17 protein-coding genes and 3 pseudogenes are annotated in these 15710 nt (G+C 52.8%); 8 read left to right on the forward strand and 12 right to left on the reverse strand.

Features of this window, described 5'->3' with window-relative positions; genetic code table 11:
* The 4 genes and pseudogenes from ACOTX1_RS23160 to ltrA all read right to left on the reverse strand — a co-directional run.
* A partial coding sequence (locus tag ACOTX1_RS23160; RefSeq protein ID WP_224261798.1) for a hypothetical protein occupies positions 1-75 on the reverse strand: 75 nt, incomplete at its 3' end.
* Positions 76-1107: 1032 nt separating this feature from the next.
* Positions 1108-1416: pseudogene (locus ACOTX1_RS23165) on the reverse strand (replication initiation protein); the annotation flags it as partial.
* A gap of 9 nt (positions 1417-1425) precedes the next feature.
* Positions 1426-2123, reverse strand: a protein-coding gene (locus ACOTX1_RS23170) for an IS1-like element IS1X3 family transposase (protein WP_223229472.1) whose coding sequence is annotated in 2 segments (ribosomal slippage) — positions 1426-1874 and positions 1874-2123 — 699 coding nt in all. Because the reading frame shifts where the segments join, the coding sequence is not laid out codon by codon here.
* A 151-nt stretch (positions 2124-2274) separates the two neighbouring features.
* Complete coding sequence (gene ltrA / locus ACOTX1_RS23175; RefSeq protein WP_172693539.1) at positions 2275-3762, reverse strand: group II intron reverse transcriptase/maturase; 1488 nt, start codon at positions 3760-3762, stop codon at positions 2275-2277.
* Between the two features lie 405 nt (positions 3763-4167).
* Here ltrA and umuD point away from each other — a divergent pair, with 405 nt between their 5' ends.
* Complete coding sequence (gene umuD / locus ACOTX1_RS23180) at positions 4168-4599, forward strand: translesion error-prone DNA polymerase V autoproteolytic subunit (RefSeq protein ID WP_000776034.1); 432 nt, start codon at positions 4168-4170, stop codon at positions 4597-4599.
* Complete coding sequence (locus ACOTX1_RS23185) at positions 4599-5870, forward strand: Y-family DNA polymerase (protein ID WP_421766877.1); 1272 nt, start codon at positions 4599-4601, stop codon at positions 5868-5870. The genes umuD and ACOTX1_RS23185 overlap by 1 nt, the downstream gene beginning before the upstream one ends.
* 81 nt (positions 5871-5951) lie before the next feature.
* On the opposite strand, the gene ACOTX1_RS23190 is transcribed toward ACOTX1_RS23185, so the two are convergent.
* Both ACOTX1_RS23190 and ACOTX1_RS23195 read right to left on the reverse strand, forming a co-directional pair.
* Complete coding sequence (locus ACOTX1_RS23190; protein WP_000064120.1) at positions 5952-6926, reverse strand: ParB family protein; 975 nt, start codon at positions 6924-6926, stop codon at positions 5952-5954.
* The gene (locus tag ACOTX1_RS23195; protein WP_000368714.1) at positions 6926-8131 is read right to left on the reverse strand and encodes an AAA family ATPase; all 1206 of its coding nucleotides are present in this window, start codon (positions 8129-8131) and stop codon (positions 6926-6928) included. The genes ACOTX1_RS23190 and ACOTX1_RS23195 overlap by 1 nt, the downstream gene beginning before the upstream one ends.
* Before the next feature lie 414 nt (positions 8132-8545).
* Here ACOTX1_RS23195 and ACOTX1_RS23200 point away from each other — a divergent pair, with 414 nt between their 5' ends.
* Positions 8546-8815: a hypothetical protein gene (locus tag ACOTX1_RS23200; RefSeq protein WP_000339857.1), complete on the forward strand. Its 270-nt coding sequence runs from the start codon at positions 8546-8548 to the stop codon at positions 8813-8815.
* 356 nt (positions 8816-9171) lie between these two features.
* Here the strand turns inward: ACOTX1_RS23200 and ACOTX1_RS23205 are convergent, their stop codons facing one another.
* Positions 9172-10038: a replication initiation protein gene (locus ACOTX1_RS23205; protein ID WP_004118283.1), complete on the reverse strand. Its 867-nt coding sequence runs from the start codon at positions 10036-10038 to the stop codon at positions 9172-9174.
* Positions 10039-10572: 534 nt separating this feature from the next.
* On the opposite strand from ACOTX1_RS23205, the gene ACOTX1_RS23210 reads away from it, so the two are divergent.
* Both ACOTX1_RS23210 and ACOTX1_RS23215 read left to right on the forward strand, forming a co-directional pair.
* Positions 10573-10677, forward strand: a complete 105-nt coding sequence (locus ACOTX1_RS23210) for a hypothetical protein (protein WP_032409716.1) — start codon at positions 10573-10575, stop codon at positions 10675-10677.
* A 128-nt stretch (positions 10678-10805) separates the two neighbouring features.
* Complete coding sequence (locus tag ACOTX1_RS23215; protein WP_000764642.1) at positions 10806-11063, forward strand: hypothetical protein; 258 nt, start codon at positions 10806-10808, stop codon at positions 11061-11063.
* Between the two features lie 57 nt (positions 11064-11120).
* On the opposite strand, the gene ACOTX1_RS23220 is transcribed toward ACOTX1_RS23215, so the two are convergent.
* The 5 genes and pseudogenes from ACOTX1_RS23220 to ACOTX1_RS23240 all read right to left on the reverse strand — a co-directional run bounded on the left by ACOTX1_RS23220 (position 11121) and on the right by ACOTX1_RS23240 (position 13813).
* Complete coding sequence (locus tag ACOTX1_RS23220) at positions 11121-11897, reverse strand: site-specific integrase (RefSeq protein WP_049245386.1); 777 nt, start codon at positions 11895-11897, stop codon at positions 11121-11123.
* A 2-nt stretch (positions 11898-11899) separates the two neighbouring features.
* A complete protein-coding gene (locus ACOTX1_RS23225) occupies positions 11900-12586 on the reverse strand; it encodes a hypothetical protein (RefSeq protein WP_149335897.1) in 687 nt (228 codons plus the stop codon).
* A 157-nt stretch (positions 12587-12743) separates the two neighbouring features.
* Positions 12744-13049, reverse strand: coding sequence for a type II toxin-antitoxin system toxin CcdB (ccdB, locus tag ACOTX1_RS23230; protein WP_119312295.1), 306 nt, complete (start codon positions 13047-13049; stop codon positions 12744-12746).
* A 1-nt stretch (position 13050) separates the two neighbouring features.
* Positions 13051-13269 (reverse strand): type II toxin-antitoxin system antitoxin CcdA, encoded by a 219-nt coding sequence (gene ccdA, locus ACOTX1_RS23235; RefSeq protein ID WP_006788213.1) that lies wholly within the window; start codon positions 13267-13269, stop codon positions 13051-13053.
* Between the two features lie 169 nt (positions 13270-13438).
* Positions 13439-13813, reverse strand: a pseudogene (locus ACOTX1_RS23240) (hypothetical protein).
* A gap of 55 nt (positions 13814-13868) precedes the next feature.
* Here ACOTX1_RS23240 and vapB point away from each other — a divergent pair.
* The 3 genes and pseudogenes from vapB to ACOTX1_RS23255 form a co-directional block, all read left to right on the forward strand.
* Positions 13869-14099: a type II toxin-antitoxin system VapB family antitoxin gene (gene vapB, locus ACOTX1_RS23245; RefSeq protein ID WP_001261276.1), complete on the forward strand. Its 231-nt coding sequence runs from the start codon at positions 13869-13871 to the stop codon at positions 14097-14099.
* Complete coding sequence (locus tag ACOTX1_RS23250) at positions 14096-14512, forward strand: type II toxin-antitoxin system VapC family toxin (protein ID WP_015063455.1); 417 nt, start codon at positions 14096-14098, stop codon at positions 14510-14512. The genes vapB and ACOTX1_RS23250 overlap by 4 nt, the downstream gene beginning before the upstream one ends.
* A 243-nt stretch (positions 14513-14755) precedes the next feature.
* Positions 14756-15669: pseudogene (locus ACOTX1_RS23255) on the forward strand (IS3 family transposase); the annotation flags it as partial.
* Between the last annotated feature and the right edge of the window lie 41 nt (positions 15670-15710).

Raw genomic sequence — 15710 nt, forward strand, 5'->3', positions numbered from 1 at the left:
GTTGGTTATTTTGAACTTTTGCTTTGCCACGGAACGGTCTGCGTTGTCGGGAAGATGCGTGATCTGATCCTTCAACTCAGCAAAAGTTCGATTTATTCAACAAAGCCGTCTGTGTTGTAAAATGGCGCCGAAAGCCCGGCGTAGCCGGTTGCCGGGCTATAAATTCTGCCACCCTACCCCCTGCCCTGATTAGCCTTAACTCGCGAACAGCAATGAAGAAGTCAAAGTAATCCCTTTTAACCCCGGTGAGCGGGCTTTACGGCGTTTACGACGTAAAGGGCGTGATTTCCGGGGCCTAAGCGGCGGCAGCTTGCTGCTGACGCTTAGGGGGATGTTCATCAACTATTTCAGCGACACCAGGGAACTTAACACGGTAGCTGCAAAGCCCTAATCCCGCTCACCGCCACGCAGCTGCCGTACGTCCCCCACGGGGGTGCGCAGTGCTGCGCGCGGGAACGGCGGCCCGTCTGCGGGACGCGGCGCCGTACTGCGCGTTAGCGGCCGCACGCGGCCGGTTACGGGGGACACTCCGCCATACGACCAGCGACCCGCTGAGCTGCACAATCCACAGATAACACAAGCTACATACATGTCGATATGGGAATCGGCCCACCTTGCCGCGCGCCGGTGCCGTGTGGGAATCCGCCCACCTTGCCGCGCGCCGGTGCCGTGTGGGAATCCGCCCACCTTGCCGCGCGCCGGTGCCGTGTGGGAATCCGCCCACCTTGCCGGGCGCCGGTGCTGTGTGGAAATCCGCCCACCTTGCCGCGCGCCGGTGCCGTGTGGGAATCCGCCCACCTTGCCGGGCGCCGGTGCCGTGTGGGAATCAGCCCACCTTACCGGGCGCCGGTGCCGTGTGGGAATCCGCCCACCTTGCCGGGCGCCGGTGCCGTGTGGGAATCCGCCCACCTTACCGGGCGCCGGTGCCGTGTGGGAATCCGCCCACCTTACCGGGCGCCGGTGCCGTGTGGGAATCCGCCCACCTTGCCGGGCGCCGGTGCCGTGTGGGAATCCGCCCACCTTACCGGGCGCCGGTGCTGTGTGGAAATCCGCCCATCTTCATGACAAAAATTTGTCAAATGACAGGCTCATGTGTGCTGATTTATGTCAGACGGGATTTTGCTTATCAATTATTGAGAACAGAAATTTTCCTGAATCATCAATACTATACTTAGCAAGTAAAGGTGTTTTCTCATTTATCTGCTTGAGTGCAGGATCAAGGAAAGATCGTTTCAACTCTGCCAAGTTCTTCTGCTGGGATTCCGGTAAGACGAAACGGTCATTTAACCAAGCATGAGTAGTAACCCATAAGCCTGAAGATTTGAATTGAGCAAGACTTTCATAAAGGCGGATCGTCCGGGGATTTCGAAGACTGCCACAATCGCGGAGCGAGTAGGTGGTGAACTGGTTGGTAATGACTCCAACTTACTGATAGTGTTTTATGTTCAGATAATGCCCGATGACTTTGTCATGCAGCGCCACCGATTTTGAGAACGACAGTGACTTCCTGCCCAGCCTTGCCAGATGCTGCCTCAGATTCTGGTTATGCCGCTCAATTCGCTGCGTATATCGCTTGCTGATAACGTGCAGTTCTCCCTTCAGGCGGGATTCATAAAGCGGCCAGCCATCCGTCATCCATACCACGACCTCAAAGGCCGACAGCAGGCCCGGAAGACGCTCCAGCGTGGCCAGAGTACGCTCACCAAAGACGCGTGCCACCACCGTCCTGCACATCCTGCCATAGGCGTAAAATAACCAGCGCTGACGTGATTTAGCCCCGACGTAGCCCCACTGTTCGTCCATTTCCGCGCAGACAATGACGTCACTGCCCGGTTGTATGCGTGAGGTTACCGACTGCGGTCTGAGTTTTTTAAGTGACGTAAAATCGTGTTGAGGCCAACGCCCATAATGCGGGCGGTTGCCCGGCATCCAACGCCATTCATGGCCATATCAATGATTTTCTGGTGCGTACCGGGCTGAGAGGCGGTGTAAGTGAACTGTAGCTGCCATGTTTTACGGCAGTGAGAGCAGAGATAGCGCTGATGTCCGGCAGTACTTTTACCGTTACGCACCACGCCTTCAGTAGCTGAGCAGGAGGGACAACTGATGGAGATGGAAGCCACTGGAGCACCTCAAAGACACCATCGTACACTAAATCAGTAAGTTGGCACCATTATCCGGCAGGCGATCTGGATTATCGTCACGCTGTTAAATATGTCGCGGTAGGGATACCCGTTACCGGATACCCCCCGCACAGATCCCGGCGTGCGCGATTTACGCACCGGGCTCCTGCCTCGGGTGTCTGGCGGTGAACCGCTCCACAGGCCATGGATGAAGAACCCGAACCCTTGGTAGCCATGCGGCTGCCAGTTTGTTTGCTTTCGTCCAGGTCGTATCATCCTTCTGGCTCCTGCGCCTGAGCGCCCGGCGCCAGAGGTTTGTTACGTGTGTCCTGAACTTCTGCATGGTGGGGAAGTTGCCCGGTACCGAGTGATAGTTCAGGTATCCCTGAACCACTCTCCTGAGCCATTTTCCCTGTTCGGGGATTGAGTAATGCCAGCGCCTTCGCAGACCGTCTTTGATGGCTTTCAGAGTTGCCGTCATCCGATCCCGGCGGGTCTTTCGTATCAGCATGAACCTGCCGTTGCGATCTTTCCCGCTGATGTGCGTGAACCCGAGGAAGTTGAACGTTTCTGGTTTGCCTTTTCCCCTGATGGCACGGTTTTCGGCAGCGAAGCGGCCGAACTCCATCAGACGGGTTTTCTCCGGGTGAACCGTGAGTCCGAACTCCCTCAGTCTGCGCTGCATGGCTATACGGAAGCGCCGGGCATCGTATCGTTTGTCGAACCCGATGACGATGTCATCGGCGTATCTGACCATTACCACATTGCCTGTGGCATAGCGACGTCGCCACTGATGCGCCCACAGATCGAAGACGTAGTGGAGGTATATGTTTGCCAGCAGCGGTGAGATGACCGCACCCTGTGGGGTGCCTTCCTCCGTTGCTCGCCATTGACCCTCCTCCAACGTCCCGGCTGTGAGCCACTTACGTATGAGCCTGATTACCCTCCGGTCGCCGATCCGATGCTCTGTGAACCTGATCAGCCATTCGTGGCTCACCCTGTCGAAGAACTGACTGATGTCGGCATCCAGTACCCAGTTTACGTTAGTGCGTACCAGCCCTGTGGCCAGTGCGTCCAGTGCATCGTGCTGGCTTCGCCCGGGTCTGAACCCGTATGAGAACCCCATAAAGTCGTTTTCATAGACTGCGTTCAGGATTTTCACCAGCGCATACTGGACGATCTTGTCCTCCAGCGAGGCGATGCCGAGCGGGCGTTGTTTTCCATCCGCTTTTGGGATGTAGTGACGCCTGCCGGGCTGCGCCCTGTAGCTGCCCTGATGTAGCCTCCGGTGCAGATCTGTTATGTTGTTCTTCATGTTTCCGGCGTAGTCCATCCACCTGATGCCATCCACTCCGGCGGCCGCTTTCCTGCTCAGGGAGAGGAATGCGGCTTCCAGTGCTTCGACTGTCAGCAGGTGGAACAATGCTGTAAACCGTTCTTTCTTCCGCTGCTTCGCAGCTTCCCGCACGCGTGACAGCCTCTGTGACATGCTTTCCCGGCTCTGTGTCCGGCGCATGTGTGGCTGTTCCGCGTTCCCCTTGGCCCCGCTCCTTCGCTCCACTGACTCCGCTCCTTTCGGGTTGTTCGCCTGCTTCGCCGCTACTATGAGCGAGTCCGACTTCTCCTCTCCGTACATCACCGGCTATGACTCCTCGTCTTCCCGGTGCGGGCCGTCTCCGACACTGGCAGATGGTCAGAGGGGAGATCTCCCGGTTCCCGCGTAGAGATCGTATTGACATGCCAGGGTCTCAGACCCCGCCGGGTCCATGTGGCACTCGCAGTATCGCACCCTATGATGTTGCCTTCCGTTAACAGTACAACGTCGGCACCCGGTAATTTAATATACATTTCGTGGCTCAATGGCTGGCCTGTCAACACCCCTGTCAACGCTTCGCCCCATACCTCGCGGTATGCAACGCATGACTCGGGGACCTTGTGGATTGCTGGTCCTTCAATGGTCGGGGACTTTCACCCCTTGATCTCTACCGGTCTCCCGGCGAACACTGTATGTATAACCAGTAAAATTAGAGTGTCAGGAGGAAAGATGAAACTACAACTTTTCAGCACCGGGAAAGAACTCCCGCCACAGGCCCATCCATTGTTTGCCGATCTGGCCAGCTGCGGTTTTCCCAGCCCTGCTGCTGACTATGTCGAGTCCGATCTGGATCTCCATGATTACTGCATACGGCATCCGAGCGCGACGTACTACCTGCGTGCCAGCGGAGACAGCATGGCCGACGGCAGTCTGTACAATGGCGATCTGCTGGTTGTGGACAGTGCTGAAAAGCCGCGGCACGGCGATATCGTTGTCGCCAGCATGCAGGGGGAGTTTACGGTGAAACGGCTTCTGCTGACGCCGCGACTGACGCTGCAGCCCATGAATGCCTCCTGGTCGCCGATTTATCCTGATCCCGACGAGCTGGATATCTTTGGCGTCGTCACGCATATCATCCACCGCCCGAGGGAGATGTACTGATGTTTGCCCTGGCCGATGTGAACAGCTTCTATGCCAGCTGTGAACGTGTTTTCCGCCCGGATTTGAAAGGAAAGCCGATAGCCGTCCTGAGCAACAACGACGGGAATGTAATCGCTCGCAGTGCCGAGGCGAAGCCCTGGATCAAAATGGGAACTCCGTGGTTTCAGATAAAAAACGAAAGATACCCGGAAAAAATATATGCGTTTTCAAGTAATTATGAACTTTACGCCTCGATATCGGCGCGCGTGATGAACTGCCTGGAGGAACTGGCCCCCAGGGTGGAACAGTATTCAATTGATGAGATGTTCCTCGACCTGACCGGCGTGGAGCACTGTATGGGGCTTGAGGACTTCGCCCGGCAGCTGCGTCAGCAGGTGTATGACTGTACCCGCCTGACCATTGGCGTGGGCGCCGGACCAACGAAAACCCTCGCAAAATCAGCCCAGTGGGCCTCAAAAGAGTGGAAACAGTTTCATGGCGTACTCGCTCTGACCAGGGGAAATCCGCAAAGGACGCGGAAACTGCTTTCACTGCAGCCGGTTGAAGAAATCTGGGGGGTGGGTAACCGTATTGCACGCAAGCTAAATGTGCTGGGCATAAAAACCGCGCTCGATCTGGCTCTGACGAACCCGGCCTTCATCCGCAAAAATTTTTCTGTCGTCCTTGAGCGAACGGTACGGGAACTGAACGGGGAAAGCTGCCTTTCGCTTGAGGAAGCCCCTCCGACGAAACAGCAAATTGTCTGCAGCCGCAGTTTTGGCGTGAAGATCACGGAGTACGAGTCACTCCGTCAGGCTATCTGTCAGCACGCAGAGCGGGCCTCTGAAAAACTGCGTAAAGAGCACCAGTATTGCCGGCATATTTCCGTTTTCATCAAAACGTCTCCGTTCGCCATTAAAGAGCCTTACTACGGCAACGTGGCTACGGAAAAACTTCTTACACCCACTCAGGACACCAGGGACATCATTGCAGCCGCTACAACGGCTCTGGAGCGTATCTGGAGGGATGGGCTCCGGTATGCCAAAGCCGGAGTTATGCTGAATGACTTCACCGGCTCCGGAGTTTCGCAGCTGCAACTGTTCGACGAACGCCCGCCACGCCCTCACAGTGCTGAGCTGATGAGGGTTCTGGACGGGATCAACAACTCAGGGCTGGGTAAAGTATGGTTTGCGGGGCGGGGTATGGCCCCGGAATGGCAGATGAAACGGGAGATGCTTTCTCCTGCTTATACGACACGATGGTCAGATATTCCTGCAGCGAAACTGGCGTGAAACTATGGCGATTTCACCGTGAAATTCTCAACCTAAACTGCCTAATTACAATAAGTTAGATGTGAAATCGCCATGGCGAAATTATTGACTCAAATTTCTGTCAAGGACTTCGTTGATAGCCTTGTCCAGTTCATCCTGAATCACTTTTGACATACGGCTAAACTCATAAGTCAGCGTGCGCCCTTTCACACGCTTACGCGCGAACTTGTCCTTTTCTTCAAAAGACCAGAGTGGGGAAACCACTGACTTTTCCTTGGGAGATGGATCTATCAATGCCTGAGATGCCTGAGAAATCAGCTTCAGAATACTGGCTTTCTGTTCGTCTTCTGGTCGCTCGCCATCACTCAAAATTGCATCGAGCTGAGCTGATACAGACTGAATGAGTTCTTCAGGCGTTAATCCCTTTTCACCGAGTTTTTCATTAACTTCTAAAAGAAGTTTATAATCACTAAACGATAGCTCCGACTGAACCGGGAACAGAGAAATTAAGTCTTGCGGTACGGCCGCCGCCTGCAGCGCCCTGGTAACTTTAGCCTGAGATAATCCCTCCAGTTCAGCAATTTCCTTTTGATTAAATCCGGACTCTTTAAGAGCGATCAATCTCAGACCAATCTCCCGAAGATTATGTTCTTTAGCTGTCTGGATATCTTTAGCCAGTTGGCGAGCTTCATCAGCTGATAAATGTTCTTCGGTAACCATTACATCAAGGCCTGTACGGACAAAAATTGCTGAGGCTCGCCGTCTTGAACCATCCAGTATCTCAATCCTTTCACTTTGCTTAATACCAATACAGGGAAAGAACTGCTGAAACTTAATCGTCTGGATAATGGATTTCAGAGACTCCCTGGTCAGTGCAAGTTGATCTCTTCCATTGTTTTCCTGGTTTACGAAGGTCTTACTTTCAACTTCAGATGCAGGCACCCGAACAAACCTGAACGTTACCTTCCTGCCGGTTTTTAAGGTAAATACCTGACTTCTACCGGTGTCAGCCATTTCGAGCATTGACGCCTGAGTATTTAACTGTCTGCCGATGGTTTTTCTTTTCTCATTCGACATCACATACCTCCGTTAGTACGAATGAACTCGATGCGATCAAAGACTGCCTTCGCAAAGTCTTCCGCTGCTGATTTTGCGCTTTTTAGTGCCTCTGTACTTCCATCATAGGTTGCTGGATTTGCTGAAATAACTGTGTCAAAAGTCTCCCCACAACGTTCGAAACCATCCAGTCTTGGCAGAACCATGTCTAGCATATCGGCACCGAAAACCTCTTTGGCCTGACTATGGCAAATTTTGTGATCAGACTTGTTCAGGATCTTGGACATGAAGCCGACATTACCGATGAGATTGCAGGTGTGCCCATCCATTTCGATGGAATCTATGAGGGCAGGGAGGCTGGCCACAAACTTCAGGGAAGAATGAAAATCAACCGTCGCCGGTGGAAGAGGGGTCAACATCAGGTCTGCCGCCCCAATGCAGTTTTTCAGGAACGCATCAAGGTGAGGACCACTATCAAGGAAAATAAAGTCGTAGTCATGCTGGAGCTTGTCGATAATGTTCTCTTTAAGCACCGCATGAATATTTTTCCCTGGCAGATGTTCTTCACACAATCCCTTCCAGCCTTCAGCAAGGAATGCATCGTCAATGGAAGCGGGGATTACATCAACACCAGGGATAATAGACGGTACTATAAAATCGGAAAGTAATTCTTCACGAGACACGTTCTGGAGCATGGCCTGAGCAGCCGTATTTTCAACCAAGCCCACTGAATTCTCATGGCTCAGGAACATTGTCAGAGATGCCTGCGGATCGAAATCGATGGCCAGAATACGCAGGTCTTCGAACAGAAGCTGAGGATGAGCTCGAAAAGCATGTGATAATGAAGCGGTAGAAACTGTCTTGGAACCACCACCTTTAAGATTACATACAAAAATCGTAAAGGCTTTATCGAAGCGATCCCTGTACTTCGGTACTTTACGATGGTTATACAGATCGATGACATTCTGAATCGTCATCGCGTATTTCATCGTATTACCAGAAGGTTTCTTTTTAAAAATGTAGCCACCGGCTTCCATTTCGGACACAGCATACTCAACACTGCCTTTACTGAGCTTAGGCAGCTTATACAGAGCGGCTTTGCTGTATTCCTGATAGAACTCGGTAAGCTTCAATTCCTCTTTTTGCTGTCGGATACTTTCGCTCAAAGATGTCAGAAGCTTACCTGCACGTGTAGCGACTTTCCGTAACTGCTCAATATTGTCCATTTATCACCTCATGACGTTTTTTGTCATTTTGAACAAAAAGTGTCATGTTGCAAGAAAAAAATCATATTGTTTTGATTTCGCTCTCAACAGAAGGGGGATGAAGCTCGACGGGCGTGCTACTAAATCACACTGCAGCAACACGCAGACGCACTTTTGACCATCAACAGCAACTCATACAAAAGGGCTTTGAGAAAGGTATTCAACTTGCAAGACAGGAGAGTCATTCAGAAGGATTCTGATTTTAGTTACGACCAGTGCAATGCTGAGCCTTATGTATCAGCGCTCGCCGCAGCCATGTAACCGAGCGTAGCGAGCGAACTGGCGAGGAAGCGAAGAGGAACCGTTCCGGCAGATAGCTCTTACGCTCAGCACAAGAAGAGTTTTCCATCCTCTGTGGGAAACAGGTCAACTTTAATGGACGCTCCGGACTATGGGAAACAGGTCAACTTCGCGGACGGCCCGGACTATGGGAAACAGGTCAACTTCACGGGCGGCCGGGAGTGTGGGGAACAGGTCAACTTCGCGGACGGCCCGGATTATGGGAAACAGGTCAACTTCGCGGGCGGCCGGGACTGTGGGAAACAGGTCAACTTTGCAGACGGCCCGGACTGTGGGAAACAGGTCAACTTCGCGGGCGGCCGGGAGTGTGGGGAACAGGTCAACTTCGCGGACGGCCCGGACTAAGGGAAACAGGTCAGCTTCTCGGACGGCCCGGACTATGGGAAACAGGTCAACTTCTCGGACGGTCGGGAGTGTGGGAAACAGGTCAACTCCGCGTACGGCCCGGACTGTGGGAAACAGGTCAACTTTGCAGACGACCGGGACTGTGGGAAACAGGTCAACTTTGCAGACGACCGGGACTGTGGGAAACAGGTCAACTCCGCAGACGGCCCGGACTGTGGGAAACAGGTCAACTTCGCAGACAGCCGCGATTGCGGGAAACAGGTCAAGTTAGGCAAGCACTATGGGAAACACAGCAAGTTCAGTATCCCCCCATATGTCAGCAACAAACTAAGGGGGGAGGAAATAAAAATTACAGACTATTGTTTTTTATCAAGAAAATTAAACAGCAAGCGACCATCTTCTTCAGTGGTATATGTTACCTTTAATGGCGTCTTCTCATTAATTTTCTTCAGAGCAGGTTCCAGGAAGGTACGCTTCATTTCAGCAATATTGTTTTTCTGCGAGGCAGGGAGCATAAACCTTTCACATAACCAGTCATGTGTGGTGATCCAGACACCAGTGCTCCGGAACTGACACAGGCTTTCATAAAGCCGGATGACACGAACACTATTAAGCTGGCCACAGTCATAGAGAGAATAGGTAGTGAACTGGGAGGTTAAGCCGACCAGGAATGGCATGACCTTGTAGTTAAATTCAATCTGCCAGGAACCCCGGCCTCGCTTCATTCCTGCTTCAGCCAGCCACGGACGTTTAACTTCTTCAAACTCACCTTCTTTTGGATAAAAGGTAACCGTTGATTCGCCCAGAGCATTTACCCCAGCCTTCACATCACGACTGGCGACAGACGTAGCGACATTGAAGTATTTGACGTAATCGGAAACGCTGATTTTGAAGAGCGGCAATACGTCAGAGTCATCTTCCTGGCTGTCATTAAAATAGGCCTGCATGAGGCATAACCACAGCACACGTTTTGCCTGAAGAGGCAGGTAATATGCAGCTTCGGTCAATTCGTTAGATTGCTTTATACTGGCGCGTTTTTTAAACGTTTTAGTAGCTGGCAAGAGTGCTTGAGTATCCATTTCAATGCCTATGGGTAAATTTTTACCCACCCATAATGACAGTGAAAACAGAAATTGCAAGCTATCGCGATACTTATCCACCGGAAAAATCTGCACTTTATCCACAAGTGGATAATTGAGAACTGAACTTGACCTCTTTCCCATAGCTTGTTGATGCGTATCCCATAGCTTGTTGACACAAAACCCACTGATACGTGATTAATTTCCCATATTATGTTTACCAGTTGCCCATACAGGCCCCCTCTCAGGCCGCACTGTACGCGGCTTTCAGGCTCCCTAAAAGATGTAAAATAAAGAAAAAGAATAAAAAAGTACTTTATAAAAATATGCCCGTGGATAAGTGGATAACCCCGAGGGGAGGTGATTTTTCAGGCATTGAGCGTAAGCAGAATTTATAAGTTTTGTTCCCTGGTGCTTCCTCGCTCACTCGGGGCTTCGCCCTGTCGCTCGACTGCGGCGAGCACTGCTGGCTCGATCATATCCGTGGCCGGAAGATACTACTCCTCCCCCGAGTCGCTCTCCAGAGCCGGCTACAGCGAGACAACCCGCACGAAGATTTCTATCGTCCCTGCAGACATATTCGAATCGTTTTTATTAACCCTGGCTTCCGTCGTGACAGAACACTACGTCCTGTAAAAGGGGGACTAAGGCCCCTGAATCACACACCTGAAATTAATAATGCGGAGTTTTACGATAATGTCATTGCTGGAAACTTTCCTGACCGCTTCTCAGGGGGCAACAATCCTGTTCCTTGCCATGCTGATCTACTGGCAAAAGCGATAAATCCAAGCGGGCTGGCCTTTGGCCAGCTTCGCTGTATAAGGGGAAAAATGCGGCATATCCAGACATTTCACTAGGCAATTTGAATTCAGATATCTATGCTTGGGATCCGGTCAACAGGAGGTAACAAGATGAAACTTGAAACTATACAGATAGATAATACCGTAAGGAGTGGTCTTAATTCTTTCACTGACGGGGTGATTATTCGTGATACAAAGGTATTGATCACGCTCAATCTCCCGGATGGACAGAAAACCACTATTGAGGGGGAATGGCGGCATATGTCGGACGCCAACAGGTTGTCAGAACGTATTACGATGCTTCAGCATGCGATCTATGAGCAGTATGAGGAATACAGAGCAGATATTCCCGTCAGCTGGTCCAGATAACGTCTGACAGACCTCCCCGGCGAGCAGGACGTTCGCCAGCATCATTCTCCTAAGTACTTAAATATTCCCTTTCAGCATGGCTACCGCATCCGCTTCGGGCATCTGAAACTGAACTCGATGCCGCGCAGCAACATCAAGTGCGAACACCTTCGTATAGACTTCCGTCGAGCTAATCGATTTGTGGCCCATCAGGCTCTGCAAAACCTTCAGTGGTATGCCGGCATACAGCATATGCATCGCGTAGGAGTGGCGGAACGTATGCGGGGTGACCGGCACCGAGAATGTCACCCCGTCGACGGCGGCCGCTTCAACCGCTTCGCCAATCCAGGTCCGTACTGTCCGGTCGGTGATGTCCCAGATGCGGGCTTTCTCTGTTCTGCCGGTACGCTTGTTGCGTCTTTCCAAAGGTATTTTCAGGGTGGCCACCATCATCTGCAGCTGGCTGACGTAGTGGTGATCGGAGAGCGGAACCAGGCGATGCGCCTGACTACCGGCGGGTGAACGGCCGGCCGTTCTGGTCGCTTTCTCCGTTCGTTGTTTGAGTGTGGCCAGCTGCACAAACGGATACGGCGGTGCCAGCGAAAAATCCCCACGAGTTAGCGCCAGCGCTTCATTAATACGCGCACCGGTGTTCCACAGCGTCGCAAGCAACATCTTGCGGTGAAGATCCGGCACGTAATGGAGCAGGGCGCTGACTTCCGGCGCCAGCAGGTATTTCGGCAGTTCATCCTGTACGAGCGCCATCTGACGCAACGCCAGTGCTGCCGGATAATCAATGGCCACCGGCAACTGAGCAGAGGTATGTGTGACTCTCTGCCCCTGAATGGTAGGCATTATCATGAATTCTCCCCAGTCTTTTTACGCAGACGACGAATTTTAGCTTCGGTTCTTTCTTTACGTTTTTTCCGCCACACCCTAGAGAGGACGAGTTGTGCAGACCATTCCGTTGCATCGAGGCGGGTTCCAGGCAGACCGACGAGTTTTCGCAGTCTCTGGGCCAGAATAACGGCCTTTATCCCCAGACGGGCATAATGGAACTGACGTTCCCGATAATATGGGGAGAGATAGGGAGGCTCCCAGTACTGCTCATAATAAGCCGCGAGATGTCTCCGGACTTCATTCTGAAGTACCGGAAGTTCATGGATCCGGTACATAATCGGGGGGGGGGGGAGTGCCCGCCAGTCACCCGAAATATTCTTGATTATCAGCTCCGGAAGATTTTCCGTTGGAGTGTATACACCCTGCGGATCAGGCTCGCCGCAGTCTGTGGCCATACGAGCGCAGCCTTCCGCGAATTGTTCCAGTAAGAAAATCAACTCAGTTGCTATGAATAAACGTTCTTTATCCAGTAATTCCTGAGCAATCTTTAGCTCGTGGCGATGCCGTTCTGCAGCCGCTAAAGCCTCACGTTCGCCAGCGTAACGATGATTCAACCGGCTCACCAGAAGGGCAATGCTTCCGGTCAGTATCCCTCCCGATAACGTGGAGATCACCGGTACCCAGACTGAAATTCCGTCCGCCATATTTGTTCCTTAGGGTTTTTGCGTGAACCGTTCGTTTAAGCTGACCCCGCGAAAGCCTGCAGGGCATCCGCTCCGGAGAGCAGTTCATGCTGAGGGTTAAGCTCTGCGGCAATACTTCGTTTTGACATCCTCGATGTCTTTCAGGGCGGGGAGGCTGTCAAATTCCCCAGAACATCAGGTTTATCGCATTTTTGATGTCATTTTCCCGGTGGCTGAGATCGGCCACTTCCTCCCCGGTGACGGAGGCCGGGACGCTGGCCATGTCCGTGGTCATCAGGCGCCAGCTCTCGTCCCCGATGTGCACCACCGGATAGAGCTCACGGGAGACCTTATCCGACAGCAGCCGGGCGCTGGCCAGCGGGATCACCATCCGTCGCCCGGGGGTATCGATGATGTCACTCTGCACATCCACGAACAGACGATAGCGGCTCTCTCTTTTATAGGCATAAACCTTAAACTGCATCTCACCAGTCCCTGTTTTCGTCGGCGAATGAACCGTTCATTTCAATAAACCGGGCAACCTCAGCCATCCCTTCCTGATTTTCAGCCTGCCAGCGTTCGGCACGCAGACGTCGGGCTTCATTCTGCATGGCCCTGTTCACCAGGCCGGAGATATTGACGTCCGCGGATTTCAGTAACTGATAGCTGTCGCTGTCGATGGTGACGGTGATGCGCTGCTTCATAATGCACTCCGGAATGCATACTAATGGTATGCATATCAGTATAGCTTAATGATGAAGCTGACACACGCCCGGCAGAAGCATACTGTTATGTCGCTATTCATTTCACACTGTGAACCTCCCATCAGAAATAATCAACCAGGATATAACAATCATCCACACAGTCACGCTGTTAAATTACCGGACGACCGTTCCGGTCGGATCCGACTTTCCGCGCTTTACTAAGTTTCCGGAAGTGTATCACGGTCAGGGAATAAGCAAAGCGGCGTTTTCCGGTGGTGAGCGGCCGGTCACGGGGCAGGGGATGGACACAACATATAGCGTCTCAGCCAGCGGGAAACACCGCTACATCTTGTGTTGCCGGGCCGCTGCGCGCCGGAGGCAGGAAAGCAGATCCGGAACTGGTATTTTTCGGATCTGAGCGGGAAAAGTGAGAAACCAACATAGGTGTAACATATCCATATGTCGGGCATCTGCATAGGCAAAGCATACGCATATACCTACCATCTGCATATGTAACACCTATACAAGCCGGGCTTGCAGGCATATACTTCACCTATGCGGGAATACTCCCTGGCACACTCAGCATATGAGGAAAAACCATGCGCACAGTTTCGATATTTAAAAACGGCAATAACCGCGCCATCCGTCTGCCCCGTGACCTGGATTTTGACGGCGTCAGCGAGCTGGAGATCGTCCGGGAAGGGGACAGCATCATTCTGCGTCCCGTCCGGCCGACCTGGGGCTCGTTCGCGCAGCTGGACAGGGCCGATCCGGACTTTATGGCGGAACGCGAGGATGTGGTCAGCGACGAAGGACGCTTTGAGCCATGAAGAAAACCTGGATGCTCGACACTAACATCTGCTCGTTCATCATGCGCGAGCAGCCGGCAGCGGTGCTGAAGCGCCTGGAGCAGGTGGTGCTGCGCGGTGATCGCATCGTGGTCTCGGCCGTGACGTATGCCGAGATGCGCTTCGGCGCCACCGGCCCGAAGGCCTCGCCGCGCCATATTCAGCTGGTCGACGCGTTCTGCGCGCGCCTCGATGCCATCCTGCCGTGGGACCGGGCTGCGGTGGACGCCACGACGGACATCCGGGTGGCGCTGCGCCTCGCCGGCACGCCGATCGGCCCGAACGACACCGCCATTGCCGGACACGCCATCGCGGCGGGCGCCATCCTGGTGACGAATAATACAAGAGAGTTTGCGCGGGTCCCGGGCCTGGTGCTGGAAGACTGGGTGAATTAATCCCGTAAAAATTTCCGTGACGGAGACGACAGACATGAATGGGCTTTGTTGAATAAATCGAACTTTTGCTGAGTTGAAGGATCAGATCACGCATCCTCCCGACTGGATTTGCCCCTATATTTCCAGACACCTGTTATCACTTAATGGAGTGACCCCGAGCCCGTAGACAAATCTGCCCTATAGTTGGAGTGACCCCGAGCCCGTAGACAAATCTGCCCTATAGTTTGAGCATAGGAGGAGTCTATGGGCACATCACGTTTTACCCCTGAATTTAAGGAAGAGGCCGTCCGCCAGATCACCGAGCGGGGCTATTCTATTGCTGAAGTATCTGAACGGCTCGGCGTGTCGGCGCACAGCCTATATAAATGGCTCCGGGCTGTTAAGCCTGACAACAGTGGACAGCAGGCACAGGATTTACTGGATGCCAGAACAGAAATTCTCAGGCTGAAAGCACAGCTTAAACGCACTGAGGAAGAGCGGGATATTCTGAAAAAGGCAGCGCGGTACTTTGCAAGGGAGCCCGACTGAAGTATCGCTTTATCAACGATCACCGTGAAATCTGGTCGATCGTTACAATGTGTCGGGTCCTTAAGGTTGCCCGTGCCGGATTTTATGTCTGGCTCCATAACCCTGTATCTGCCGGAGAAAAGGATAACCAGCGACTGCTGGAACTCATCCGCGACTCCTATACGCTGAGTGGTGGAGTTTACGGTTATCGCAGGGTTCATGGCGATCTTCGCGAAATTGGCGAAGTGTGCAGCAGAAACCGGGTTGCCAAAATCATGAGGAAAAACAGGATTCAGGCTATACATGGTTATAAAGTGCCACGCGGGAGCCGGGGACGACCGTCACTGATAGCGCTTAATCACGTGCGGCGTGAATTTACTGTAGTGAAGCCCAATCAGGTGTGGGTCACCGACATCACCTACATCCGCACCTGGCAGGGCTGGCTGTACCTGGCAGTGGTTATCGATCTTTTTGCCCGTAATGTGGTGGGCTGGTCGATGAAGCCGACACTGTCGCGCGAGCTGGCACTGGATGCGCTGCTGATGGCGGTCTGGCGACGTAAACCTGAAGAAAACGTCATTGTGCACAGCGATAGTAATAATGCCGATGTCAGTCTTTACCACCACTTAGTTTGCCGTTTAACCAGATTGGTGTGATTACTGATGCAGTGAAGACCTTCCCGCATCCTGAC

The organism is Enterobacter cloacae complex sp. IR5401 (assembly GCF_049238425.1).
GTDB lineage: Bacteria > Pseudomonadota > Gammaproteobacteria > Enterobacterales > Enterobacteriaceae > Enterobacter > Enterobacter hormaechei_C.